This window comes from Runella rosea (assembly GCF_003325355.1).
Lineage (GTDB): Bacteria > Bacteroidota > Bacteroidia > Cytophagales > Spirosomataceae > Runella > Runella rosea.
Genome location: NZ_CP030850.1, coordinates 1,688,006 through 1,712,139, shown reverse-complemented (window position 1 = coordinate 1,712,139; position 24,134 = coordinate 1,688,006). Strand labels below are relative to the sequence as shown.

Genomic DNA, 24,134 nt, shown 5'->3' with positions numbered 1-24,134 from the left:
ACAGCGTCAAAACAAACGGCGAAGACTTAGTTTTGATTCCCTTTTTCATTAACAGTTAAACCTATGACAACCATGAAACGTGTAATGAATCCTTTGGCCTTTTTAGCTGTAATCCTTTTTTTGAGTAGTTGTACTGTTGTGCGTCAGGGCGAAGTAGGCGTAAAACGAACCCTCGGAAAAATCAGACCTGAGCCACTCAGAGAAGGCGTAAAAGTGTTTAACCCGTTTGTGACTCGCATCATAAAAATGCCTACCCGAACCACAAATATCGAAGTACGATTGCCTTTGCCTTCCAAAGAAGGTCTTACGGTGCAGTCAGATGTGTCTATTTTATATCGAGTGGTGGGCGGTCAGGCCCCACAGATAATCGAAAATTTGGGTAAGAACTATGATCAAGTCGTGATACTTCCCGTTTTTCGTTCGGCAGTGGCCGATGTATCGGCGCGCTATTTTGCCAAAGATATGCATACCGGTCAACGCACTGCAATCGAGAATTCGATTCGAGAGCAAATGATGTCTCAACTCAAAGACCGTGGATTTATTGTTGAGTCCGTATTGCTGAAAAGTATCGTTTTACCATCAGGATTGACCAAAGCAATTGAAGAAAAACTGGAAGCAGAGCAGGATTCACAGCGTATGCAGTTTGTGCTAGACAAAGAACGCCAAGAAGCCCAGCGCCGAATCATCGAAGCTACGGGAGTTAGAGATGCCCAGAAAATAATAAATGAAGGACTGACGCCGATGCTCATTCAATTTAAGTCGATTGAAGCATTCAATAAACTGGCGGCCTCCTCAAACAGTAAAGTGATCATTACTGGTGGCGGTGCCCCTCTTTTGATCTCTCCAGATAAGGTAGAGTAGTAATGGCTGTAGTGACGTTAGACAGGATAAATAATTGGTTTGTCCTGTCTTTTTTTGTCTTAAAGTTCCCAAAAAGTAAATTTTAAACACACTTTAACCGCTAAAATACCATGAAAACCTTCATCCCTAATTTATATATTGGTTTAGGCAGCGCCGTCTATGCGCTCATTAAGGTAGATGGACAGTTGCATGAACTCGAATCCATAAAAGCCCGCAATGTACTGATTGAAGAACCGCACGGAGAGTTGGCGATGCAATCCTTTCAATTGCGGGAACATTATCAGACACCTGTAGAAGAAGCCTACAATTTTGCCATGCGCTGCTTTGCGTCGCACAGCAAAGACCTGGATGATTCTACTCGCGAATATTTTATTAAGCTAATGACCGATATAGCACAAGCTGATGAGAGGGTGTCGGGAAAAGAAACAGAATTTATTCGCCGGTTCAGACGCGATATTCGCAAGGTCTGAAAAAAAGCCCGTTGCCAGGAAGGGAGAATATTTGTTATTGTGGATCTGGCCAAAATGCTACTGAGAAGGCGGAAGTTTTGTGGTTTTTACCTTCATTTTTTGCCCAGAAGGGTTCAATAAATGCACTTAACCAACCAAAAATGAAAATTCAAGTTCTACTGTACAGTTTGACCGTTTTCTTAACGGTTGATGTACACAACAGGGCCGTGGCCCAGTCGTCAGAATTTCTACTGATTGACAAAGAGTACAACCAATGGGAGGAAGCCTTGAAAGCCCCTGAAAGAGTATATCGTCTTAATTTGAGTAATCAGGATATCACTGATATCAAACGCGAATTACCTAAGTTCATTAATTTGCGCTACTTGAGCTTACGTAATGACAAGTTGAACGGGGTCCCCTCCGAAATTTTTAAGCTGCAAAATTTGAGGGTATTGGATCTTGGAGGGAATACGTTTAGGGAGTTGCCATCGGAGTTTTCCCAACTGCAAAATTTGGAAGAGCTATACCTCGACAACGACAAGAACCTTGATTTGCCTAAAAATATCAATGTGTTACGTAAGCTTCCAAGGCTAAAAATTCTTCACTTAGAGAACGACGGTATTCAAAAACTACCCCGAAACATTAGAAAGTTAAGCCAACTAGAACAGTTGTATTTGGCAAATAATCAGTTGCGGAATATTCCCATTGAAATTAAAGGGCTAAAAAAATTGGAGTATCTAGAGCTAAATCAAAATAATATACCCATTGATGTACCCGTAAACCAAGTATCTGGCCCAGGGCTCAAAATTAAATTTTGACTGAATCGCTTTTTATTAAGTGCAGAAAGTAATATCTGGGCTTCAAAAGTAAGGAAGACTCGGATTTCTAAGGCAATTCTAATCTTGGCCTAATATCCCTCTAAGACCAGCGCCGTACTTTTGTAGTGTCAAAAGACAACAACATTAGCTAAGTATTCCAAAACATAATAATTATCATGAAATCGTTCATTCAATCATTTATCGTTTTAATTTTGTTAGGTTCGTCATCTGTATTGGCGCAAAACTCATCCATTAATTCGCCTCATAATTACAAGCGTCCAGTTTCGCAGAAAGCGCCAGAAAGTGCATCATCGTTGGTCGTTTCGTCAAATGAGCGTGTCATGCCGCTTGAGTTAAAAAATAACGTCCAATCAGCCCATAATTATAAGCGTCAGGGCAAAACCAATTTTGCGCAGGAGGCAACGGTGGTCATGAGTGTGCCAACGATTGGACTCGAACCCCAAAATCCGCTCGTATTACCTAATCACTACAAGAGCCAGGCTAAACCTGCGCAAGTGGACGAAAGGGTAGCTCGTAAAGCGAAAAAAACAAATGTGCAGGCAGATAGTTTAAGTAGATAAAACATGCTTTATAAGGGTAAGCCTTATGAAAACCCTCGCTGATGGTGTGGGGAGCACAAGAAAGCACCATTTCGTTTAGATTAAGAATTGTAGTACATAGTTCCACCGAGAAGATTCTCGGTGGAACTTTTACATTTATGTCAGTCTAAATCAATAATGCCATTATTTTTGGCAGAAATAAATTACTTCGTTGGCTGGCAACGCAAAGCGCTTTACTTCTTCAGGGGTGAGTTCGTTCATGACGAAGCGGTCTTCGGTTACTTTAAAACCAGCCTTTTCGAGACGTTTACCATAATCACGCCCAAAAAGACGAAGGTGGTCGTCTTGCCAATAGTGTTTTTCGCGCTCTTTGGGGTCGGTAATGGTCGGATCTTCAAACGTATCGGCCCTTGACCAATCTTGCGGTGATTGAATGATAGCCCAGCCGCCGGGTTTGAGCACGCGGTGAAGCTCGGACATGGCTTTGATGTCATCGTCTACGTGTTCCATGACGTGATTACAAAAGGCGACATCAAACGTATTGGCTTCAAACGGAATCTGGTGAATGTCCATTTTCACCTTTGCCAAAGGAGACTCAATATCGGCGGTGATATAATCCAGATTTTTCATCTTCTCGAAGCGGTCAATGAAGCAATACTCGGGAGCTACGTGGAGCAATTTGAGATTGGCTTTGAAAAACGGCGTTTTGCGCTGTAGGTACAAATACATCAATCGGTGGCGTTCCAGTGATAAACAGTTGGGACACAGAGCATTGTCTCTTCCTGAACGACCGTAAGGTAGAAATTTTCTGAATTCACTGCCGCATACGCTGCATTCGACTCCCTTACCACGGTAAAAAACCGACAGTACTTTGACGCCAAAATGACTGACTAATTGTAAATATTTGCGCGGTACGTGCCGTAACACCCAACTGATGATGTCTTTCATTCGAGAATTTTATGAGATTTTTATTCAACAAGTCCTGCAAAGTTTTTACTTTTCGGGTTAAAAGCAAAACTTAAAGACACCTACCACAAAGATGATTCCGAAAACATCAAAACCACCCGGCCAAAAATTGGTAAAACGCATGAACTCCCGAACAAAGTGGCTATTATTGGCCCCGACAAGTTTGGTCGTGATTGGGTACGGACTGTGTGTATTTAGTGAGGCAGGGCATTTAAAACATACCAACGCTCCTTTCCGACAATGGTTTTTGATGGGAACGTATAGTTTAATCGTCATCAATGCGGGTATTTCACTGTTTGGCCAAGCCGTTATTTTCCGCGTACAATACCAATACCGTCAGGAAGTTCGTCGGAAATTGAAAAAAATGCAAAAGGATTTTGAAACTGCCCTTAAAAAGAAAAATGCCGCTCAAGGCGGCAAAATTGGCTAGGCTTTGGCGGCAAACTCTGCCTTGATTGCCTCGATGTCAATTTTCTTAATTTCTGGTTTCCACGTGCGGTGCTTAATAAGAGCCTCTTTGTTTTGTGGAATCATTACGTTGCGCTTTGCTTTGCGCAAAAGTTTGGTCACGCCCATTGTAGTATTATCTTTTAATGTTGATTCTAAAATTGAGCCGCAAAAATACGGACTTCTTTCCGAAAAAAATAAACCATGCGCCTATTTTTTTCAAGGAGGATGCTACTTTTGCGGTTTAATAGTGGGGAGTGGCTTGTGAATAGTGACTATTACTCACCAACCACGAACTGCTAATCACCAACCACGAAAATAATGAGTAAACCTTCTTTAGCCCGTGGAACGCGCGATTTTGGGCCCGCGCAGATGGCCAAGCGTAACTATATCTTTGATACCATTCGCCGAATTTTTCAACGCTATGGGTTTCAGCCTATCGAGACGCCTGCCATTGAAAATCTTTCGGTTCTGATGGGTAAATACGGAGATGAAGGAGACCAACTCCTCTTTAAAATTCTTAATTCGGGCAATTTTGCCGAGGGACTCACCGAGGCCCAATGGCAGGAAGGCTACAAAAAACTTACCCTCAAAGTCTCCGAAAAAGGATTGCGTTATGATTTGACGGTGCCTTTTGCCCGGTTTGTGGTGATGAACCGCAGCGATTTGGTGATGCCCTTTAAGCGCTACCAAATCCAACCCGTATGGCGGGCCGACCGCCCGCAGCGGGGACGTTATCGGGAATTTTATCAGTGCGATGCCGACGTTGTTGGGACGGATTCTCTGCTGTGTGAAGCTGAGATTGTGCTGATGATTCATGAAGTATTGCGTGGATTAGGTGTCATGGATTTTACCGTAAAAATCAACAATCGTAAGATTTTGAGTGGTATCGCCGAAATCATTGGTGCGCCAGGACAGGAAGGGCCGATGTGCGTGGCGATTGATAAATTGGATAAAATCGGCAAAGAAAAAGTCGAGCAAGAACTTTTGGAGCGCGGCTTTTCGGCCGAGGCCATTGAAAAATTGCAACCTATTTACGAATTAGCTAACAATCAAACCGCTATCTTCGACAATCTCCGTCAATGGCTGGCGGGCTCCGAAATCGGGTCCAAAGGGGTGGCAGAGTTGGAAGAGGTTTGGACCAAAGTGACGAACTTCGGCTTGCCGTCTCCTCAACTGCAACTTGACGTAACACTGGCGCGTGGTTTAAGCTACTATACGGGGGCTATTTTTGAAGTAAAGGCCAATGGCGTGCAGATGGGAAGTATCTCGGGCGGCGGCCGCTACGATAACCTGACGGGCACGTTCGGAATGCCTGGGCTGTCGGGTGTGGGGATTTCGTTTGGTGTAGACCGTATTTATGATGTCATGGAAGAATTGAAGCTTTTTCCTGAAAATCAATCTATTACTACCCAAGTGATGATTACGAACTTTGACGCCGATGCCGAAGCCTACGGATTGGGAGTATTGCGCCAACTGCGCGAAGCGGGCATCAACGCTGAGTTGTATCCTGATGCCTCAAAACTCAAAAAACAATTTGACTATGCCGACCGTAAACGCATTCCGTACGTGTTGATCATTGGTTCGGAAGAAATCCAAACGGGGGTACTGTCTCTCAAAAACATGCATTCGGGCGAGCAACAGAAATTGACTTTAGCGGAGATATTGGGTAATTTTGTTTAAAACACAGCAAGCATGAGTGCGCAGGCCCAAACGTATTATACGCCAGAACAATACCTAGAAATAGAACGTAATGCTTCGTACAAAAGCGAGTATTATCGCGGCGAGATTTTTGCCATGGCTGGGGCGACCACGCGGCACAATGTCGTGTCAGGTAATCTTTCCGCAAATCTGAATATGGCACTCCGCAGAAAGGGGTGCCGTACGATGTCGAGCGACCAGCGTATTTTGACGCGGCACACGGATGGACTTTACAGTTACCCTGATATTGTTATTGTATGCGGTCAGCCCCAATTTTCAGACCTATACAAAGATACAGTCATGAATCCCATCGTTATCGTGGAAGTACTTTCCAAAAGTACTGAAGGTTACGATCGGGGAGATAAATTTTTATTGTATCGGCAGTTGGAGAGTTTAAAAGAGTACGTTTTGGTGGATTCTAAAAAAATCCATGCGGAAGTATACCGTAAAAACGAAGCGGGAATATGGTTTTTGGCGTCAGAAGCCATTGATATACAGGGCAGTATTTATCTTGAGTCCGTTGACGTTACCCTGCCGATGGAAGATGTCTATCTGAATACAGATGATTTGCCTTTGGATTAAAAAATAACGTTTTTCTCAACATAATAAAGGCTGCGGAGTACACTTCCGCAGCCTTTATTTGTATTCTTACTACGCAATGCTTAGGGATTTTTCTTCTTTAATTGTTGGCGTTTTGCCTCGGTTTGTTTCTTGGCATCGTCCGCTTGTTTTTTTGCTTCTTCGGCGGCTTTCATCGAGCGCTCCAAAATATCGGAGAACTTCGATTTCTTTTTCACACCTGACGCGATCTTCTTACGGTTTTCTTCCAGAATCGCCCGGATTTTATCATCGTTCACAAAGCGACGAATAATCTGCTGTTGAAGAATGGTTACGACGTTGGAAACCAAATAATAAAAGCTCAAACCTGCAGGGAAAGAGTTCATGATGAACATAAACATCACCGGCATAAAGTACGTCAACATGCGCATGTCGGGCATACCCGGTTGTTGCACCTGCGTTGGCGTAATTTGGTTGTTATACCAAGCGTACACTAATTGTGAAATCGTCATGGCTAGGGTGAAAATACTCACGTGGGCACCGTAGAAAGGAATCGAGAAAGGCAGCTTGATGGGTGCGTCATAGGTGGAAAGGTCGCTGGCCCATAAGAAAGCCTCCTGACGAAGTTCAATGAGGTTAGGAAACAAAAAGAACAACGACATCAAAATCGGCATCGTTGCCAGTACTGGAATACAACCACTCAATGGACTGACGCCCACTTGCTGATAGAGTTTCATTTGCTCCTGTTGCATCTTGGCGGCATCGTCGCCCACTTTTTCGCGTATCACAGCCAACTCAGGCGCCAGCATCCGCATCTTGGCCATACTCACGTACGATTTGTACACGAGTGGCGTCATAACGAGCTTAACAATCAGTACCAGAACAATGATTAAAATTCCGTAATTGCTGAAGAATTTCTCCAAAAAGTTGAACATTGGTACAAAGAAGAACTTGTTGAGCGGCTTTAGGATGGCGTAGCCCAGGTCCACGTTGTCACCAAAATCAGGGGCAGCTTTTACTTCTTTTACCACCTGGTAATCGTTGGGACCGAAGAATAACTGGAAGTTTCCTTTGCCAGCTTTCAAATCAGCCGTAGCCAGCGAACCCTCACTTTGCATGGTTTTGATGTAGGTCGTATCCGTAACATCCACCAGTGATTTAAGGGTTACGTTGCTTAGTGCCGTGCCTTTGGTAATGAATGCCGTTAAGAAGTACTTGTTTTTGTGCGAAAACCACGAAACAGGTTGTTCGATTTTTTCTTCCACATTTTCGCTTTGGCCGCGACCGATGTCCGAGAGAGAACCGTCTGAGTAGTAATTGGTGGTCACTACTTTGCGGTTTTCGGCCATGTCGTTGTCGAGTTGCTTGAGTTTGTCCTGCCACACTAGGCGCGTAGGCTCATTTTTGACAAGCCCATCCAGCCCGACCAGTTGCACGTCATAATCAATCAAATAACCATTGCCTTGTACGGTGTAGGTTTGTTCTACATACTGATTGTTGCCCATGGGCAGGCGAAACGATACTTTGGCGGATTTACCAGCGGTGATGGTTTGGCTTTGTGCATCAGTGGTGAAGTATAACTCCGAAAGGTTGACCGTACCTTTGTTGGTAGGAAGTTCTAGGCTGAAAGCGCTACTTTGCTCATCAATGAGGTACAATGGTTGCAGCGTATACGTTTTGTATTTCTTGAGCAATACCTCTTTTACATTTCCGCCCTTGGTACTGAATGTCACACGCACATCGTCGTTTTCTACGACAATGTCGCGGGCCGTTCCCTGCGCCGCACTTGCAAAATCACCATAGACCGCTTGAGCGGTGATGGAATCCAATTTCTTTTGGGCCGGAGCCGTGGCCGCGGGTCTCGGTGCGTTTTTGGCTTGCTCCGCAGGATTAGGCTTGGTTGGTTCAGGACTTGGGGCCAAGAGTTGGTACCCAATCAGCATCGTCATAATCAGCGCTAATCCAATGATTTGATTTCTCTCCATTTGTTTGGTTTTGACGTTATATGTTACACGTTGTCCGTTAGCAGTAAATCAGCTTGTTGCTTTTTTCTGATTACCTGTTAAACTTTAACGTTTAACTATCTTTTTTTAAAACGGCTGCAAAGTTAGTGAGTTTTCAAGAAATAGCACTTGAAGGAAGGATAAGCGGTAATATTTTACCAAAAATTTAACTTATCTCTTCAAAAAATTAATAATAGCTGAAAATTTTCTTGACACAATCACGTTAAAGAGTTATCATTGCGAAACTTTCTGGCAGTACTGCGGTTACAATCTGATACCGGTTCATTAAAATACCGCCTCTCTTGTTCAGTTTCAGCTTACATTCAGATATTTTCCTGGTTTGCTCTCTAATTGTTAAACACTTAATAGTCAACAATTTTCTTGCGTAAAGATTCTCTTTACTCTCCTCTATTTTATGCTCAGCATTGACGATCTTAACCTCAAGCTCCTGTCCGAGCTACGGGTACTTGCCGAACAACTCGGTATCAAAGACCAAAACAAGTATTCTAAAAAAGACCTCATTAACCGAATTTTCGAACAGCAAACGGCATCAGCGGCTTCCGAAGCTGTTATCCCGCCCAAGCGCGTTCGTAAACCGGCTAGCAGTACACCTGCCCCTGCACCTTCTGTTCCTAAAGCGGAAGAACTGCCTATTCCTTCGGCACCCGTAGCTGAAGAAAAAGTGGTGAAAAAAGTAGAGGAGCCAGTAAAGCAGATGCCTATTGCTCACAAACGTCCGCAATCTCATTCATTTGTGTCAGACAACTTCGATAAACGTTCAAAGCGCCAACGAATACAAAAAGAAAAAGAAGAAGAGCCTGAACTTTCCTTTTTCAATGCCCCCGCGGAAGTGGCTGTTCCTCAAGTACCTGCTCCTGTTTCGGAAGAAATGGTACCCGCTTCGTTGATGGAAGAAGGAGAAGATTTCGGCGATCTCAAAATTGATTTGCCCGAAGAAGAATTCTTAGATACTTCTTTTATTACGGAAAATCTCGAAGTAGAGCCGGTAGCGGAGGTAGGCCCACCCAAACCCGAAGAACGACCGCGTGAATACCGTGGCGACGATGTCCACAACAAAATCAAACGTCAGTATAACAACTACGTAAAAGAATTTGACGGACTTATCGTCAACGAAGGAGTGCTCGAAATTATGTCGGATGGTGGGTACGGATTTCTGCGCTCAGCCGATTATAACTACCTCGCCAGCCCGGATGACATTTATGTATCACCGTCACAAATCAAACTTTTTGGTTTGAAAACGGGTGATAGCATTCGTGGGTCAGTGCGACCGCCCAAAGAAGGTGAAAAATATTTTGCCTTGCTTCGCGTCGAAACCGTCAACGGAAAAACCACCGAAGAAATCCGTGACCGTATTCCGTTTGAATATTTAACGCCGTTATTCCCAGAAGAACACATTAAGTTGAGTGGCAAAGCCGACAACTACTCGGCACGGGTGTTGGACTTGTTTGCCCCTATCGGTAAAGGCCAACGTGGTATGATTGTGGCCCAACCCAAAACGGGTAAAACCGTGTTGTTGAAAGAGATAGCCAACGCTATTACGCGCAATCACCCCGAAATTTATTTGATTATCCTCCTCATCGACGAGCGCCCTGAGGAAGTGACCGATATGCAGCGCAGTGTGCGGGCGGAAGTGATTTCGTCTACCTTTGACGAGCAGGCCGACCGTCACGTCAAAGTGTCGGGTATGGTGCTCGAAAAGGCCAAACGAATGGTAGAATGCGGCCACGATGTGGTTATTTTGCTAGACTCAATTACGCGTTTGGCACGGGCATACAATACCGTTACACCCGCTTCGGGTAAAATCCTGTCGGGTGGGGTAGATGCCAATGCATTGCACAAACCCAAGCGCTTTTTTGGGGCGGCCCGTAACGTGGAGCACGGTGGCTCGTTGACCATCATTGCCACGGCCTTGATTGATACGGGTTCAAAAATGGACGAAGTAATCTTTGAAGAATTCAAAGGAACGGGTAACATGGAACTCCAACTTGACCGTCGTTTGGCCAACAAACGTATTTATCCTGCCGTTGACGTGATGGCTTCAGGAACGCGCCGGGAAGATTTGTTGCTTGACAAAGAAACCCTACAACGTATGTGGATTCTGCGTAAGCACTTGTCTGACATGAACCCCAACGAAGCCATGGACTTCCTGCTCGACCGTATGAAAGGTACCCGAAGCAACGAAGAGTTTTTGGTTTCGATGAACCGATAAGCTACACAAGTGGATTTTTCATTAACAGCAGAGCCGCAACACGTTGCGGCTCTGCGTGTTTTTAGCCAATCAAAAATACCGTAGGTTTTCGGTGCAAATCGTAGGTTTTATTTTTCCAGTCTTTGACGAAAAGCGTTTTGACAAATCCGTCGGGAGCCGTCAGGTTACAGGCTACACAGAGGCGGGTCGTAGGCTCGCAATGAATCAGTAAATCTTCCATTACCTGATTGTTACGGTAAGGCGTTTCGATAAACAGTTGAGTTTGTTTGCGCGACATAGCCTCTTTCTCCAAATACTTAATCGTTTTTACCCGTTGGGCACGTTCAATGGGCAAATAGCCGTGGAACACAAACGATTGACCATTCAATCCAGAAGCCATCAGGGCGAGCAACAACGAGGATGGCCCCACCAGCGGTACCACTTCGATGTTGAGTTGATGCGCTATCTTCACGGCGGTTGCGCCGGGGTCGGCCACGCCTGGGCAGCCTGCTTCTGATAATATCCCCGCATTTTTTCCCTCTTTCAGCAAAGCTTTCAGTTGGGCCAAGGTTTCGGCTTCGGGGGTTTCTTTGTTGAGATCGTAAAAAGTCAGGCTATCAATGACTTTTCCTAGTTTAAGGCCACTAATAAAACGCCGGGCGGTGCGTAGGTTTTCGGCGAAAAATACATCAAGATTTTTGACGCTTTCGGAGACTTGGGCAGAGAGTACATCGGCAGAGGTATCGTCGGCGAGGGGCGTGGGAATCAGAAATAATTTCATTGTAAAAAGTTAACCAACGATTGCACAAATGCTTCGGGCTTTTCGGCCTGCACCCAATGGCTTGCGCCTTCGATGGTGTCAACGGTGGAGTTAGGAAAAAGATGCTGAATGGTGGGGAGGTCTTTATCCCTAACGTAACCAGATTTTTCTCCGCGCATAAAGAGCGTGGGTTCGGTCACAATGCGCGGGTTGAGGAGGTCTTGCCCGATGATTTCGATGTTTGCTTCAATGACCGACAAATTGAGTCGCCAGGCAAAAATGCCATCGTCGTTGCGGTAGAGGTTTTTGAGCAAGAACTGCCGTACCGAAGGAATTGACTCGTACTGACTCAAAATTGCATCAGCCTCGTTACGACTTTGCAAGGAAGCCAGTGGTATGGCCTTTAAACCCGCAATGATTTCGGCGTGGTGTACTGGGTATGAACGCGGGGCAATATCGACGACCACCAGATGACTAAAAGCCTCTGGATACTGCATGGCGTATTGCATAACGGTTTTTCCTCCCATGGAATGTCCAACCAAAATAGGTTTTTCCAGTCCCTGCTGTTGGATGAATTCGTGTAAATCATTAGCCAACTCAGGGTAGGAATGCGTAGGAGCGTGTGGAGAACGCCCGTGGTTGCGCTGGTCGATAGCGTAAACCGAAAAGCCCTGGTCGGCAATTACTTTGCTGATAGTGAGCCAGTTGTCGCAGGAGCCAAAGAGGCCGTGCAAGATAATCATGGGACGTCCTGTCCCGACTTGACGAAAGAAAAGTTGCATGGATTGTGTGAAATCGTTGTGATACTGGCTAAATCCCCGCAAAAGGGGATATTGGCTACAACCAACGTATTTGATTGGTATATGAACAAAATTAGTAACTTTTGGAAAGTATTGAAAAGTTACTTTTTGATTAGCACAAATGAATACCAGAATTGCTACCTTACTTTTTTTAATTTGGCTCATCAATATACCCGCCCTAACTCAGGAACGTATTGAACTAGGTTCCTCAAAAGTATCGGTTTCAGTGGGATTGAATTGCGGAGTTCTGGAAGATTCGGAGGGGATTTATACAATTCAAACCGTTCAAAAAATACCTTTTAAAAGAGTGATGTCTACCATCCCCAACAGTGGGTATACCGCTTCGGTCGTTTGGGTGAAAATAAATGTGCTGAAAAAGGGAGAAAACAAGTGGTATTTGGAAATTGACAACCCCCGCTTGAACGACGTGATCTTGTATGTGTTTCAGGAGAAAAAAATGGTATACGCCCAAAAGTTAGGGGATGCATTACCTTTTGACGCTTATTCTATCCCTGATCGAAGCCCTATTTTCAATCTCCCTTTGGCGTCAAATCAATCCTATACCCTGTATTTGCGGGCGGTTTCGTCCGAGGATTTAAAATTTCCGCTGACGTTTTGGGAAGAGCGCCAACTGTATGCGCATTTGTCAGGTAAAAACCTTATTTGGGGGATTTATTTTGGGTTTATTTTGCTCATTACGCTGTATAATTTCTTTTTATGGTTTGTGACCCGTGATTTAATTTACGGACATTATTGTCTTTATGTGCTTTTTTTTGGAGCTTTTCAATTTTGTTTGTACGGTTTTGGCTATCAGTATATTTGGAGTAACGCCGTGTTTAATGACCGCTCCCACATCTTTTTTTTGGGTATCTCTGGCGTATTTCTTACGTTCTTCTCACTTTCTTTTTTGGAGCCGTACAAACGCTTTCCTTGGTTGAAACTGTTCATGAAAACCGCGGCTTATGTATTTGCCGTGGGTTTTGCAGCTTGCCTGTTTTGGTATAATTCGTACATCAACGTGGTTTTTATTACCGCCGCTGCCATCATGGTTGGAATTCAGTGTTACAGTGCCATAGGCTTGGCGTGGGCGGGTTCCAAAATGGCGCAATTGTATTTGGTGGCTTCGGGTACGCTTTCGGTGGCGGTGTTGGTGGTGGGGATGAAAAATCTGGGATGGATTCCCGCCGACAACCAGGATTATTACCTAATGGCGGGGTCTATGTTTGAAATCGTTTTGTTTTCGCTGGCATTGGGGTATCGGCTACGGTCAATGCAACTCGAAAAACTCCGTCAGCAACAGGTGCGAGATGAGATTTCAATCAATCTACACGATGATTTGGGGGCTTCGTTGAGCAGTTTAACGATGCTTTCGGAACTTAATCGGCGAAAAGCACAGAAGCAAGACCCCGAGTTGGCCGAAATGTTTGGGCGAATCAGTGAGCGCTCCCGCGAAGCAATGCGTTTGGTCAGGGAGGCAGTTTGGGAAATTAATCCCCACAACGATACCTCCGAAGAGTGGGTGGACCGGATGGTGACGTTTGCGCAGGATACGTTCGGAGCCCGACAGATTGAATTTGAACTTTTGATTGATGATAATCTTCGTAATGAACAGTTTCCCATCGACCAGCGTCGCAATTTGTTTTTATTTTTTAAGGAAGCTGTCAACAACATCGCCAAACATTCAGGAGCAATGCACGCAAAAGTGCATTTCGAAAAGAAAAATGGAGTTTTGAAACTGTTAATCAGCGATAATGGGCATGGATTTGATATTGCGAAGGCCACAGATGGCAATGGACTTAAAAACTTTCAAAAAAGGGCAGAAGCGCTCAGAGCCGATTTATTACTTCAATCATCGCCCGAATCAGGTACGTATATACAATTGACTTTTCGGGGGTCGGCCTACTTAAATTAACAGTTGACAGACATACGTTTTATCACCAAATTTACCGATGATAAACCCACCCAATATGATACGTGTTGCGCTATTTGAGGATATAAAAGAAATTCGGGAACTCCTGTCTGAAACCATCGAAAACAGTGAAGGATTGTTTATGACGGGGGCTTATGCCAATGCAAATGATGCCTTGAAAGTCATGAAACGCGACCGACCCGATGTGGTGCTGATGGATATTCAAATGCCAGGCATATCGGGCATTGAGGCGGTGCGCACCATTAAGGCGAGCTTTCCAGAGATTCAGATTTTAATGCAGACCGTTTTTGAAGACAATGCGCGCATTTTTGCGGCGATTTGTGCGGGCGCTTCGGGATATATTTTAAAAGATGCCTCTCCCGAACGTTATTTGGACGCCATCATTGAGGTATCGCAGGGCGGAGCGCCCATGTCACCCGTGATAGCCCGGAAAGTATTGACGATGTTTCAGGGGCAAAACACTGCCGCTCCCAAGGAAGAATATCATGAGCTCAGCCCGACAGAACAAAAAGTACTGGGGTGTTTGGTGAGGGGATTGAGCTATAAATTGATTGCGGATGAATGCAAGATAAGCATCTCTACCGTCAATTTTCACCTCAAAAATATTTACCGTAAACTTCACGTTAACTCGGCCACTGAGGCCATTTCTAAAGCTCTTCGTCAGCAACTGACCAGTTCGTAGGGGCAGGTTTTGATATTATTTCTAACCGAAAAATAGAAAAATAATAAATGTAAAATGTTATGTAGGGGCAGGCTTTACGTCTGCCCCTTGTTGTATTTACGTCTGCCCCTTGTTGTATTTACGTCTGCCCCTTGTTGTATTTACGTCTGCCCCTTGTTGTATTTACGTCTGCCTCTTGTTGTATTTACGTTTGCCTCTTGTTGTATTTACGTTTGCCCCTTGTTGTATTTACGTCTGCCCCAATTCTGCCTTCTGCCTACTTGATTTAGTAGTTTACAGGGCTTAGAGAAAGCACTACTTTTGAGTCATTCAAAATCGTCTAATGAATACTCTAAATCCAAGCTGCTTATGAAATTCAATGTTTTGTTGCCCGTTCTGTTACTTTGTTTGGGAAGTATTTTGGGTGGTTATGCCCAAGAGGAAGAAGAGCAAGAGCCAGAAACTCCCGTGAAGAAAGTGAATTTACAGCTGCTGATGCAAAATGCTTCGCCTTTGCAGAAAAACAAACTAACTCAGTTGAAATCGCAGGCCCAGTCCAAAAAGTTTTCGTTTACGCCCCGAATCACTTCGGTTTTGGGAGCCGATTTGACCAAAATTACGGGTTATAAAGTCGACAAAACATTAACGGCCGATAAAATGCAAAAGCAAATAGAGGCCGCTAATAAATCGTTGAGCGAATCGGGAGAAGGGGGCAATGTGACCACTTTTTCGTCGGCCCCGCCGCCACCAGTATTTAGAACTCCTAACCTCCCCGCCATCCGAAATCAGGAAAGTTGCGGAAGCTGCTGGGCCTTTGCGGCCTGTGGAGCAGCCGAAATAAGTTTTCGTAAAAAATACAATTATAGCACCAATTTGGCTGAACAACAGCTCGTTGACTGCGCTACGCCTGCGTTTGATGGTTGCTCAGGTTTTTTCTCGGAAGGGGCAATGACCTATATGCAGTTGTTTGGGGTATTGTACGAAACCCGTTATGAATACGATGCCCGTGATACTAACCGTTGCCGCGACAATGTGCCGCGACGGAAACACAAACTTTTGGCGTGGTCGTGGTTGGATGCAAATCCCTTTAATATGGACGATGCCACGGCCATCAAAAGGGCCATCCTACGCTATGGTGCAGTGACCTGCGGTATTGTGGCAACGGATGCATTTTGCAGCTATGGCGGTAACGAAGACGAAGTGTTTGACGAAATTACCCCGCAGGATTTCAAGTCCGAAGACGTCAATCATGCTGTGGTCATTGTGGGCTGGGACAACAACAAAGGGGCGTGGTTGGTTCGTAATTCGTGGGGAACGGGTTGGGGAAATGACGGCTACGCGTGGGTAAAATACCGCCACAATGGCATCGGGTTTAATTCTGTTTGGGTAAGCGGAAAAAAAACGTGGACCAACAACTAGCCCCAATCCCCAAAATGAAAAGATTCATTCTTGGGATGTTTTTGCTCACTTTTGGGCAAATATCCTTAAATGCTCAATCAGATGTTCCCTTTGAGAAAGTAAGCATTTGTCTGACCAACAATCCTAACCGTTGCCTGAGTAGAGCCCGCGCGGAAACCATCAGCGAAAACGACCCACTGACGGTGGAAGTGGTCCTGAAAAGCAACGACGCTCGCTTTCTTAGAGACCAAGTGCAGTACATTTATGTGGAAGCGGCGCGAATGTCGCCCAATTGTTTGAGGGCATCTTCAACCCCCGATAATTGCCCCCCAGATGCTTATTTAGGGTGGTTGGGCCTTTATACCGCCCCGACGTTAACGACTGCACCGCCTCAGTTGGTGGACGATGCTGATTTTATTCGTCCGCAATTGGCGGCTACCAAAAAACTGCGTCAGGAAATGCTCAAAATCCCCGTTGAAATCATCGAAAATCGCCCAGGGCTGCCGGGAGAAAAGCCTATTGGTCGGCTGGATTGGCCTGATAATAAACGTAAGCCGCCTTATTCGTTTCGATTCAAAGCTAATGGAATGAGGATGATTGCCCAAAATGCCCACAAATACCTGCGCGTGACGGTGACCCTGCGAAGCGGTGAAAAAATTTCTTCTGACCACGTTCGAATCAATGTGCAATGAGGTATATATTTAAAAGCAGAACTAAATCTTTCTACCCGATGAATAAATACGCGTTCATTCAACGTTTTTCCGTCCAAGTATCCATTTGGGTGCTTATATTAGTTTGTGGAGGAAGTATTCAATTCCTGACTTTTGCGCAAAATCCAGACCCGTACGTTGGAACTTTCAAGGCCGAACAGGCCGATATTTTACTCAACATTACACAGCGCAACAATCGCTATGAAGGCGTGTTTGTTGCCGAGGGAAAACGCTATAACTGTGTGGCCAATCGAGTAGTGGCGGGGGTATCTGGGACCTATTCTGATAACGGACAAGACATTGAGTTTTCGCTTGGAAAATTGTTGGGAGAATATTTTATCACTACGCAGGGAGTGACCATTCCAATGAAACGGACTTCGGTGACGCCTTCTTTTTCCAATGCCCCAAGTACCAGCCCTTCGACGGCAGCGGCGCAACCTGCTCAGCCTCAGGTCACCACGCCAACGGCCGCAAGAGCTTCTGGGAAAATGTACACGAGTGCTTCAGGATACAGCTTTAATAGCCCTGCTGGCTGGAATTTGCAGGGGCAAGAAAACGGTGGGTACTCTTTCTTACGCTCGGGGCAACAGACTGTTTTGTCGGTTTCTCCTCATGCGTATCCAACGATTCAGGCCATTTTAAATGACATTTATGATCAAAATGATGCCGCTTCCAATACCTATTTGAAGGTTCGAAAAGAGCGTTATGGATCCAACGGCGTGTTGGCCACCTACGACGGAACCATGCAGGGTACGCCCGCTGTGTTGACAATCCTCTCCTTGTTGTCACCCTACGGGGGTGGGGTCACCTTCACAACCATTGCACCGCGTTCTGAGCACACAACCGAATTGCCGCAAACGCTCAAGTCCATGGCGGCGAGTGCGGCCTTCAGCAAACCACAAACCTCTCCCGCCGCCGAGCAATGGCGTAATCGGCTCAATGGTAAGCAGTTATTGTATTTCTATACGGCAAGTGGTTATTCCGAAAAACAAACCTTTGATTTATGTTCCAACGGCACTTTTATTTCGGGGGGAGATACGTCGGCGAGTAGTTCGGGCGGCTTCGGGGGTGATTTCTCGGCCGTGACGCAAGGCGGTGGCTCGGGTACGTGGCGTGTGGGTGCGGAAGGCAATCAGGTAATTTTGATTTTTAATTACCGCAACGGAAATACTGCTCGGTTTTCGGTGGCAACGGCACCCAACGGAACGAGTGTGTTGCTGAACAACAAAAAATACTTTGTACAAGCCAGCCCGAGTTGTCGATAACGCGGGCTAGCTTGTTGGGTATTAATCCTTCAGGTTAAGGACTTTTTTGACTTCATTATAATCTTTCCAATTGACGTGGCCAAGGCGTGCGCCCGTGGCTGGCGGAACGATAACCGCCCGAAACTCTTCATCGACAAAGAATTGGTTTACGTCAACATCCTTGGAAAAAGAAATAAAAGCAGAAATGAGGCCAGGTTCCATGGCAAAAGAGTAGGTTACGTGGGCATCGTTGAAATACGTGTCCCAAGGCACTGCGTTTACAAACGCTTTATTGGCGGCGGTGCGGTTATAAAGAAATACCATGCCGCCATCCATCGTTTTTTGGGTCAAGTACGTCTGAATCGCGCCTCCTTGCAATCCAATGGTAGAATAACGCTCGGTCTTTTTGTAGTTGGTAATGAAAGATTGTTTGGAAACCGACACCCAATTGGTTGAATAAAAGGCCGTTCCGCCTGTCGTCCCTGGGTCGCCTTTAGGCCCAGCAGGCCCTTGAGGCCCGACGGGCCCTTGATCACCTTGGGGACCAGCGCAAGCCGCAACAAACAGCACTAATGCAAGCGATAAATAATTGAAAATTTTCATGATGTTAGAGAGTGCTCCCACCTTCAGGGAGACGAGTTTTGAAGTGATTCATATCCTGAAGGTCTTGTGGAAGATATGATAAAAGACGGCAATCATTTTTGCAAGATTAACGAGTATTTCTGAAAGATATTTAGAAACGCTGTCATAAATAATTCCAAATCTATGCTAGCTATCCTACAACACTGAAAGAGAATATAGCTATTGGTTTAGTTCACCTGCACGTTTCTAGCTTTGCTCAGATTTTGCCGAAAATTGTTCTCTTCAGTTCATATCTGCTTATCTTTGCGCCCAAACCAAAAATCAGAAAAAATGGGCTTACAGCAAGCATATCCGTACCTCTACCGTTGGGCAGAAACGTACGGAAAAGTAGAGTTTGGAAAATTGGAAGGATCCGAAGGAACAGTCCGCTGTATTGATGAAACGGGAACGGTTTTTGAATCACCCAAAAAAGTAAAAGACCTCGACGCAGCCCTGAAAATGGCAGAAGAGGCTATTTATGAGTGGTTTGAGGTCAACGACCCGGATGAATTGGACGATTAGGTTACAGGACGCAGGTAAGGGCAGGATTTACTTCTGTCCAAAGTTTACAAATAACAAATAATAAAAAACGTGTTTGACATTAAACAAAAAGTAGGCGTTTTAGGTGGTGGCCAATTGGGCCTGATGCTGCTACAAGCCGCGATTGACTGGAATTTAAACGTCAAGATTTTAGACGCTGCCGATGCGCCCTGCGCTGCCATTGCGCCTGAGTTTGTGGAAGGCTCGTTGCAGGATTATGACGCAGTGTATCAATTCGGGCAGGATGTGGAAGTGCTGACCATTGAGATTGAAAAAGTAAACGTGGAAGCATTGGAAGCCCTCGAACGCGAAGGGAAAAAAGTGTTTCCGCAGCCGCACGTCATTCGATTGATTCAGGACAAACGCTTACAAAAGCAATTTTATCGTGAATATGGCCTCCCTACCGCCGATTTTGTGCTGACAGCAAATCGCGAAGATGTGCGTAATTATGCCGATTTTCTGCCCGCTTTTCACAAGTTAGGCAAAGACGGATACGATGGTAAAGGTGTGCAGCGAATTGCTTCGCCCGCTGATTTTGATAAGGCGTTTGACGCGCCAGGGTTACTGGAAAAAGCCGTTGATTTTGACAAAGAATTGGCCGTGATTGTGGCCAGAAATGAAAGGGGAGAAGTAGCTACATTTCCAACGGTCGAAATGGTTTTCCATCCTGAAGCCAACTTAGTCGAGTATCTTTTTGCCCCTGCCGATATTTCACCTGAAATCGAAAGACAAGCTGAAGAATTGGCCAAAAAAACCGCGCAAGCCATTGGTATTGTGGGGCTTTTGGCGGTGGAGATGTTTTTGACCAAAGACGGCCAAGTGCTTATTAACGAGGTAGCACCGCGCCCGCACAACAGTGGCCACCACACCATTCGCGCCAATTTTACTTCGCAGTTTGAGCAGCATTGGCGGGCTATTTTAGACTTTCCGTTGGGCGATACTACGGCCTACACGCCTGCCGCCATGGTTAATTTGCTCGGTGAAGAAGGCCACACTGGCCCGGCGCATTATGAGGGGATGGAAGAAATACTGGCTACCCATGGCGTATTTCCGTTTTTATACGGCAAAAAAATCACCAAGCCTTTCCGTAAAATGGGCCATATTACCGTGACGGATAGTAATTTGGCAAAGCTGAAAGAAAAAGCCGAATGGGTGAGAGGGGCGTTGAAAGTGGTGACCAAATAACGAACCAACGTTGGATTGGATGTGTTTAAAAAATAGATTTCGGCACATTTGCCGTGACATACCGACTATAAACTGCCAATTTAAAAATGACACCCAATCTCCCCAAAACTGAACTCAAGCGCGTCGTAATCGTGGGCGCAGGGTTTGGTGGGCTTGTGCTTGCGCGTGAGCTTTCAAAACGTTCTGATTTACAGATTGTACTGATTGATAAAAACAATTACCACCAATTCCAGCCGCTGTTTTATCAAGTAGCCATGGCGGGATTAGAGCCGAGTTCTATTTCTTTTCCGCTGCGTAAAGTATTTCAATCGAAGAATAACGTTCATATCAGGGTCACGGAAGTGGTGAAAATTGATACTGAATCCAACGTCATTGAAACAAAACTCGGACCCGTTGAATATGACTTTTTGGTATTGGCAACGGGCGCAGATACCAACTTTTTTGGCATGAAAAACATGATCGAAAATGCCATGCCCATGAAGTCGGTGTCGGAGGCGTTGGCGCTGCGTAACCGAATGTTACAAAATTTTGAGGATGCCCTCAGTGTGGAGACCATTGAAGAACGTCACGGCCTGATGAACGTGGTGATTGTGGGTGGTGGGCCAACGGGCGTAGAAGTGGCGGGTACATTGGCCGAAATGAAACGGCATATTTTGCCGAAAGATTATCCCGAATTAAACTTCGATTCGATGCAGATTTACCTGTACGAATCATCGCCCGAAGTACTGGAAGTGATGTCGGACCAAGCGTCTAAAAAAGCCAAGCAGTATTTGACCGATTTGGGCGTCAATCTGCGTCTGGGCGTTAGAATCATTGATTTTGACGGAAAATACGCCACCACCAATACGGGCGACCGCATCCGTACCAACAACCTAATTTGGGCGGCGGGCGTTAAGGCCAACGCTATTGAGGGTATTCCGGTGGCTTCTATCGTACGGGGAGGTCGGGTAAAAGTGAACCAGTTCAGTCAGGTTGAAGGCACGAAAAACATATTTGCGTTGGGAGATTTGGCTTTGATGACTGAAGAAAAATATCCCAATGGGCACCCTCAATTGGCGCAGCCTGCCATGCAGCAGGGCGAATTGCTCGCCAAAAATCTGGTACGAATGCTAAAGGGGCAGGAAATGAAACCGTTTGTTTATAAAGACTTAGGTTCGATGGCGACCGTGGGCCGCAATCTTGCCGTGGTAGACCTGCCTTTCTGGAAGTTTCAGGGATTTTTTGCGTGGTTGACTTGGATGTTTGTGCACCTTATCTCGATTGTTGGCGTTAAAAATCGTCTGTTAATTTTTATCAACTGGCTCTGGAATTACGCTACCTACGACCAATCCCTTCGGTTGATTATTAAACCTAAAATTTTGAAAGAAAAAGAACCTGATGTTGTAAAAGAAATCGTGTAGGCTCTTGCCTTTCTTCCTGCTTTTTTACCAGTTCTGTCGTGCCGTAGCCTATCCTCAATATAGTGTACAATCAGACCAGAAAACGTGTACGTTTATGGGTGAATTTTAAACCCAAACTATTATGTTTCTGATTGTTATCGGAGTGATTTTGGTCATAGCAGGCTTTGCGATCAATACTCCATCGTTGGCGTTTGCCAAATTTTCCCGTCCTGTCAAGGTGGCGGGTGTTGTTTTGGCCATTTTCGGGGTTCTTACGTCGTGTATCAAGCAGGTTGATGCGGGTTCGGTGGGGATTCAATCCCTGTTTGGAAAGGTAAGCAATACCGTATTGAGCAGTGGTTTGAATTTTGTTAACCCGCTCGTGGATGTTACGTTATTGGATACCAAAACCCAAAATTATACCATGTCGGCCGTACATGATGAGGGGGATAAAACAGGCGACGACGCGATCCGTATTCTGACGGCCGACGGACTTCAGGTTGAAATAGATTTAACGATTCTCTATCGCGTTATTCCTTCTGAAGCGCCCAAAATTTACCGCGAGATCGGACCTACGTACGTGGAGAAAATCGTACGGCCCATTACCCGCACGCGCATCCGTGACAATGCCGTTAATTACGACGCGGTGGCATTGTACTCGACCAAGCGTGATGAATTTCAGGCGCGTATTTCTAAGCAAATTGAACAGGAATTTAAAGCCCGTGGGATTTTTCTGGAAAACGTATTGATTCGGAATATCAACCTGCCCGAGTCGGTCAAAAAAACCATTGAGTCAAAAATCAATGCCGAGCAGGAATCGCAGAAAATGCAGTTTGTGCTAAGCAAAGAAAAACAGGAAGCCGAGCGTAAACGTGTGGAAGCGCAGGGAATTGCGGATTATCAGCGCATTATTTCCGAAAGTTTGACCGACCGTCAGTTGCAATACGAACAAATCAAGGCCCAAAAAGAGTTGGCTGCGTCGTCCAACGCCAAGATTATCATCATGGGAGGCAAAGGCAATGTACCCGTGATTTTAGGCGATAAATAAATGGTAGAGGCAGGGTTTACCTCTGCCCTCCGCCCAAATCGTTTATATTGAACGTTTAAATTATTGGCTGGTTTCCTATGTTTTGGAAACTGGCCAATATATTTTATTTTTGAATAAAATAATCACGGCAAACCAATGATAGAAGCAAGAGATACCGCAGTTCTGCCCAAAACCTTGGAAGAGTTTATGGCGTGGGAGCCAGAAGATGGCTACAAATACGAATGGAATGACGGCGAGCTTATCAAATTTGTGGGCATGAATAAAACACAGGTTTTTATCTACGAGGTATTGAATCAGCTTTTTATTGAAAAGGGTTTTTGGAAATCAGGTACTTTGATTTCAGAATATGATGTACAGCTTACCGGTATTCAAATGAGAAGACCCGATATAGCATATCTTTCTAAAGAGCAAATAAAAAGAACGAAACTAGGTGAAGATGAGATACCAGAATTTGTGATAGAGATTATTTCTGGAACCGACAACGCCAATAAAGTCGAAGAAAAAACGGCTGAGTATTTTAAAGCAGGAGTCAAAGTTATGTGGTTGATTTATCCTGAAAATAAAACAGTTCATGTCTACACTTCACGTAAGCACGTACAAATCTGCACCGATGATGATATTTGTTCGGCCCAGCCGATTCTTCCCGAATTTGAGTTGAGTGCCAACGCAATTTTTGCTTAATCCTCAAAAAATCCTAAAACTGAAACATACGGTTTCTAACGGTCTGACGGTTCAAAACCGCCAGACCGTTGTTTTTTCGAATGATTGTTAGACAAGACTACGAAACTGAAACAGGCCAAACGACATGATGACGCCCCAAATTGTACCCCAGAGTAGCATCTGAGCAATGACGGTCAGGCGGGGTACTTTGAACGACACGGCAATCAACGTACCGCCGATGGGCGTAAAAAGCAGAGGCGTAAGCAAGGCAATGCCTGTCATCCCTGATTTCTTCCATACCCTAACGGCCAACCGTGAACGCTTGCTAAAAAGACGGGGTTGGGTTTTCCGATAGCGGGCCATCAATTGTTGAATGGCGCTGCCCAAAAATACGAAAATAACCACGCTGAGCATCATGCCCACCACGGTGCAAATGGCCGTTTCCCACCAACTTAGGCTGAGTGCCAGCCCTGCCAATGGGCCTGCTACAAACTTGACCATGCTTGCCAATACGACTGAAATATATTTTGCCCAAGGCATTTTTAGAGGTGTGGTTTTGTTAAATAATCAGCAAAGTAGTCATTAACTTAGGACGAACAACCCAAAAACCCAAAAATCTGCTTAAA

Annotated in this window: 25 protein-coding genes; 18 read left to right on the top strand and 7 right to left on the bottom strand. The window is 45.2% G+C overall.

Annotated elements, in window-relative coordinates:
* Positions 1 to 72: 72 nt before the first annotated feature.
* The 4 genes from DR864_RS07325 (at position 73) to DR864_RS07310 (ending at position 2,709) form a co-directional block, all read left to right on the top strand.
* Entirely contained in the window at positions 73 to 861 is a 789-nt protein-coding gene (locus tag DR864_RS07325) for a prohibitin family protein (protein ID WP_114066340.1), read from the top strand.
* A gap of 110 nt (positions 862 to 971) precedes the next feature.
* Positions 972 to 1,331: a tellurite resistance TerB family protein gene (locus tag DR864_RS07320; RefSeq protein ID WP_114066339.1), complete on the top strand. Its 360-nt coding sequence runs from the start codon at positions 972 to 974 to the stop codon at positions 1,329 to 1,331.
* Between the two features lie 140 nt (positions 1,332 to 1,471).
* Entirely contained in the window at positions 1,472 to 2,128 is a 657-nt protein-coding gene (locus tag DR864_RS07315; RefSeq protein ID WP_114066338.1) for a leucine-rich repeat domain-containing protein, read from the top strand.
* A gap of 176 nt (positions 2,129 to 2,304) precedes the next feature.
* Positions 2,305 to 2,709, top strand: a complete 405-nt coding sequence (locus tag DR864_RS07310; RefSeq protein ID WP_114066337.1) for a hypothetical protein — start codon at positions 2,305 to 2,307, stop codon at positions 2,707 to 2,709.
* A 162-nt stretch (positions 2,710 to 2,871) separates the two neighbouring features.
* Here DR864_RS07310 and DR864_RS07305 read toward each other — a convergent pair whose 3' ends face one another.
* On the bottom strand, positions 2,872 to 3,636 hold the full coding sequence (locus tag DR864_RS07305; protein WP_114066336.1) for a class I SAM-dependent methyltransferase: 765 nt from the start codon (positions 3,634 to 3,636) through the stop codon (positions 2,872 to 2,874).
* A 91-nt stretch (positions 3,637 to 3,727) separates the two neighbouring features.
* Here DR864_RS07305 and DR864_RS07300 point away from each other — a divergent pair, with 91 nt between their 5' ends.
* The gene (locus DR864_RS07300) at positions 3,728 to 4,084 is read left to right on the top strand and encodes a hypothetical protein (RefSeq protein WP_229599541.1); all 357 of its coding nucleotides are present in this window, start codon (positions 3,728 to 3,730) and stop codon (positions 4,082 to 4,084) included.
* Here the strand turns inward: DR864_RS07300 and DR864_RS30060 are convergent.
* Positions 4,081 to 4,230 (bottom strand): hypothetical protein, encoded by a 150-nt coding sequence (locus DR864_RS30060; RefSeq protein ID WP_013929369.1) that lies wholly within the window; start codon positions 4,228 to 4,230, stop codon positions 4,081 to 4,083. The genes DR864_RS07300 and DR864_RS30060 overlap by 4 nt on opposite strands.
* Positions 4,231 to 4,422: 192 nt before the next feature.
* Here DR864_RS30060 and hisS point away from each other — a divergent pair, with 192 nt between their 5' ends.
* Both hisS and DR864_RS07290 read left to right on the top strand, forming a co-directional pair.
* Positions 4,423 to 5,784, top strand: a complete 1,362-nt coding sequence (hisS, locus tag DR864_RS07295; RefSeq protein WP_114066335.1) for a histidine--tRNA ligase — start codon at positions 4,423 to 4,425, stop codon at positions 5,782 to 5,784.
* A gap of 12 nt (positions 5,785 to 5,796) precedes the next feature.
* Positions 5,797 to 6,384 carry a Uma2 family endonuclease gene (locus tag DR864_RS07290; protein ID WP_114066334.1) on the top strand — a complete coding sequence of 196 codons (588 nt, stop codon included), beginning with the start codon at positions 5,797 to 5,799 and terminating at the stop codon, positions 6,382 to 6,384.
* Between the two features lie 80 nt (positions 6,385 to 6,464).
* Here DR864_RS07290 and yidC read toward each other — a convergent pair whose 3' ends face one another.
* Positions 6,465 to 8,345, bottom strand: coding sequence for a membrane protein insertase YidC (gene yidC, locus DR864_RS07285; protein ID WP_114066333.1), 1,881 nt, complete (start codon positions 8,343 to 8,345; stop codon positions 6,465 to 6,467).
* Between the two features lie 433 nt (positions 8,346 to 8,778).
* Here yidC and rho point away from each other — a divergent pair, with 433 nt between their 5' ends.
* On the top strand, positions 8,779 to 10,593 hold the full coding sequence (gene rho, locus DR864_RS07280) for a transcription termination factor Rho (protein ID WP_114066332.1): 1,815 nt from the start codon (positions 8,779 to 8,781) through the stop codon (positions 10,591 to 10,593).
* Between the two features lie 61 nt (positions 10,594 to 10,654).
* On the opposite strand, the gene DR864_RS07275 is transcribed toward rho, so the two are convergent.
* Together DR864_RS07275 and DR864_RS07270 are read right to left on the bottom strand one after the other, a co-directional pair.
* Positions 10,655 to 11,353, bottom strand: coding sequence for an SAM-dependent methyltransferase (locus tag DR864_RS07275; protein WP_114066331.1), 699 nt, complete (start codon positions 11,351 to 11,353; stop codon positions 10,655 to 10,657).
* Positions 11,350 to 12,114 carry an alpha/beta fold hydrolase gene (locus tag DR864_RS07270; protein ID WP_114070191.1) on the bottom strand — a complete coding sequence of 255 codons (765 nt, stop codon included), beginning with the start codon at positions 12,112 to 12,114 and terminating at the stop codon, positions 11,350 to 11,352. Before DR864_RS07270 ends, DR864_RS07275 begins: the two co-directional genes overlap by 4 nt.
* Positions 12,115 to 12,253: 139 nt before the next feature.
* On the opposite strand from DR864_RS07270, the gene DR864_RS07265 reads away from it, so the two are divergent.
* The 5 genes from DR864_RS07265 to DR864_RS07245 all read left to right on the top strand — a co-directional run bounded on the left by DR864_RS07265 (position 12,254) and on the right by DR864_RS07245 (position 18,096).
* Positions 12,254 to 14,044: a sensor histidine kinase gene (locus DR864_RS07265; protein ID WP_114066330.1), complete on the top strand. Its 1,791-nt coding sequence runs from the start codon at positions 12,254 to 12,256 to the stop codon at positions 14,042 to 14,044.
* Between the two features lie 55 nt (positions 14,045 to 14,099).
* Positions 14,100 to 14,744, top strand: coding sequence for a response regulator (locus DR864_RS07260; RefSeq protein WP_114066329.1), 645 nt, complete (start codon positions 14,100 to 14,102; stop codon positions 14,742 to 14,744).
* A gap of 348 nt (positions 14,745 to 15,092) precedes the next feature.
* Entirely contained in the window at positions 15,093 to 16,142 is a 1,050-nt protein-coding gene (locus tag DR864_RS07255) for a C1 family peptidase (RefSeq protein WP_114066328.1), read from the top strand.
* Between the two features lie 14 nt (positions 16,143 to 16,156).
* Positions 16,157 to 16,813, top strand: a complete 657-nt coding sequence (locus tag DR864_RS07250; protein ID WP_162793622.1) for a hypothetical protein — start codon at positions 16,157 to 16,159, stop codon at positions 16,811 to 16,813.
* A 38-nt stretch (positions 16,814 to 16,851) separates the two neighbouring features.
* Entirely contained in the window at positions 16,852 to 18,096 is a 1,245-nt protein-coding gene (locus DR864_RS07245; RefSeq protein ID WP_114066326.1) for a hypothetical protein, read from the top strand.
* A gap of 21 nt (positions 18,097 to 18,117) precedes the next feature.
* On the opposite strand, the gene DR864_RS07240 is transcribed toward DR864_RS07245, so the two are convergent.
* A complete protein-coding gene (locus DR864_RS07240; RefSeq protein WP_114066325.1) occupies positions 18,118 to 18,678 on the bottom strand; it encodes a collagen-like protein in 561 nt (186 codons plus the stop codon).
* Positions 18,679 to 18,987: 309 nt separating this feature from the next.
* Between DR864_RS07240 and DR864_RS07235 the strand changes: the two genes are divergently transcribed.
* From DR864_RS07235 to DR864_RS07215, 5 genes are all read left to right on the top strand, one after another.
* The gene (locus tag DR864_RS07235) at positions 18,988 to 19,218 is read left to right on the top strand and encodes a hypothetical protein (RefSeq protein WP_162793620.1); all 231 of its coding nucleotides are present in this window, start codon (positions 18,988 to 18,990) and stop codon (positions 19,216 to 19,218) included.
* A gap of 78 nt (positions 19,219 to 19,296) precedes the next feature.
* The gene (locus DR864_RS07230; RefSeq protein ID WP_205319271.1) at positions 19,297 to 20,421 is read left to right on the top strand and encodes a 5-(carboxyamino)imidazole ribonucleotide synthase; all 1,125 of its coding nucleotides are present in this window, start codon (positions 19,297 to 19,299) and stop codon (positions 20,419 to 20,421) included.
* An 86-nt stretch (positions 20,422 to 20,507) separates the two neighbouring features.
* Complete coding sequence (locus DR864_RS07225; RefSeq protein ID WP_114066322.1) at positions 20,508 to 21,821, top strand: NAD(P)/FAD-dependent oxidoreductase; 1,314 nt, start codon at positions 20,508 to 20,510, stop codon at positions 21,819 to 21,821.
* 121 nt (positions 21,822 to 21,942) lie between these two features.
* The gene (locus DR864_RS07220; RefSeq protein ID WP_114066321.1) at positions 21,943 to 22,848 is read left to right on the top strand and encodes a prohibitin family protein; all 906 of its coding nucleotides are present in this window, start codon (positions 21,943 to 21,945) and stop codon (positions 22,846 to 22,848) included.
* A gap of 135 nt (positions 22,849 to 22,983) precedes the next feature.
* A complete protein-coding gene (locus tag DR864_RS07215; protein ID WP_114066320.1) occupies positions 22,984 to 23,529 on the top strand; it encodes a Uma2 family endonuclease in 546 nt (181 codons plus the stop codon).
* 87 nt (positions 23,530 to 23,616) lie between these two features.
* Here the strand turns inward: DR864_RS07215 and DR864_RS07210 are convergent, their stop codons facing one another.
* Positions 23,617 to 24,048 (bottom strand): hypothetical protein, encoded by a 432-nt coding sequence (locus DR864_RS07210; protein WP_114066319.1) that lies wholly within the window; start codon positions 24,046 to 24,048, stop codon positions 23,617 to 23,619.
* Positions 24,049 to 24,134 lie beyond the last annotated feature (86 nt).

Coding starts and splice junctions, on each gene's coding strand:
- DR864_RS07325 (WP_114066340.1), top strand. CDS start 73: ATGAAACGTGTAATGAATCCTTTGGCCTTTTTAGCTGTAATCCTTTTT.
- DR864_RS07320 (WP_114066339.1), top strand. CDS start 972: ATGAAAACCTTCATCCCTAATTTATATATTGGTTTAGGCAGCGCCGTC.
- DR864_RS07315 (WP_114066338.1), top strand. CDS start 1,472: ATGAAAATTCAAGTTCTACTGTACAGTTTGACCGTTTTCTTAACGGTT.
- DR864_RS07310 (WP_114066337.1), top strand. CDS start 2,305: ATGAAATCGTTCATTCAATCATTTATCGTTTTAATTTTGTTAGGTTCG.
- DR864_RS07305 (WP_114066336.1), bottom strand. CDS start 3,636: ATGAAAGACATCATCAGTTGGGTGTTACGGCACGTACCGCGCAAATAT.
- DR864_RS07300 (WP_229599541.1), top strand. CDS start 3,728: ATGATTCCGAAAACATCAAAACCACCCGGCCAAAAATTGGTAAAACGC.
- DR864_RS30060 (WP_013929369.1), bottom strand. CDS start 4,230: ATGGGCGTGACCAAACTTTTGCGCAAAGCAAAGCGCAACGTAATGATT.
- hisS (WP_114066335.1), top strand. CDS start 4,423: ATGAGTAAACCTTCTTTAGCCCGTGGAACGCGCGATTTTGGGCCCGCG.
- DR864_RS07290 (WP_114066334.1), top strand. CDS start 5,797: ATGAGTGCGCAGGCCCAAACGTATTATACGCCAGAACAATACCTAGAA.
- yidC (WP_114066333.1), bottom strand. CDS start 8,345: ATGGAGAGAAATCAAATCATTGGATTAGCGCTGATTATGACGATGCTG.
- rho (WP_114066332.1), top strand. CDS start 8,779: ATGCTCAGCATTGACGATCTTAACCTCAAGCTCCTGTCCGAGCTACGG.
- DR864_RS07275 (WP_114066331.1), bottom strand. CDS start 11,353: ATGAAATTATTTCTGATTCCCACGCCCCTCGCCGACGATACCTCTGCC.
- DR864_RS07270 (WP_114070191.1), bottom strand. CDS start 12,114: ATGCAACTTTTCTTTCGTCAAGTCGGGACAGGACGTCCCATGATTATC.
- DR864_RS07265 (WP_114066330.1), top strand. CDS start 12,254: ATGAATACCAGAATTGCTACCTTACTTTTTTTAATTTGGCTCATCAAT.
- DR864_RS07260 (WP_114066329.1), top strand. CDS start 14,100: ATGATACGTGTTGCGCTATTTGAGGATATAAAAGAAATTCGGGAACTC.
- DR864_RS07255 (WP_114066328.1), top strand. CDS start 15,093: ATGAAATTCAATGTTTTGTTGCCCGTTCTGTTACTTTGTTTGGGAAGT.
- DR864_RS07250 (WP_162793622.1), top strand. CDS start 16,157: ATGAAAAGATTCATTCTTGGGATGTTTTTGCTCACTTTTGGGCAAATA.
- DR864_RS07245 (WP_114066326.1), top strand. CDS start 16,852: ATGAATAAATACGCGTTCATTCAACGTTTTTCCGTCCAAGTATCCATT.
- DR864_RS07240 (WP_114066325.1), bottom strand. CDS start 18,678: ATGAAAATTTTCAATTATTTATCGCTTGCATTAGTGCTGTTTGTTGCG.
- DR864_RS07235 (WP_162793620.1), top strand. CDS start 18,988: ATGGGCTTACAGCAAGCATATCCGTACCTCTACCGTTGGGCAGAAACG.
- DR864_RS07225 (WP_114066322.1), top strand. CDS start 20,508: ATGACACCCAATCTCCCCAAAACTGAACTCAAGCGCGTCGTAATCGTG.
- DR864_RS07220 (WP_114066321.1), top strand. CDS start 21,943: ATGTTTCTGATTGTTATCGGAGTGATTTTGGTCATAGCAGGCTTTGCG.
- DR864_RS07215 (WP_114066320.1), top strand. CDS start 22,984: ATGATAGAAGCAAGAGATACCGCAGTTCTGCCCAAAACCTTGGAAGAG.
- DR864_RS07210 (WP_114066319.1), bottom strand. CDS start 24,048: ATGCCTTGGGCAAAATATATTTCAGTCGTATTGGCAAGCATGGTCAAG.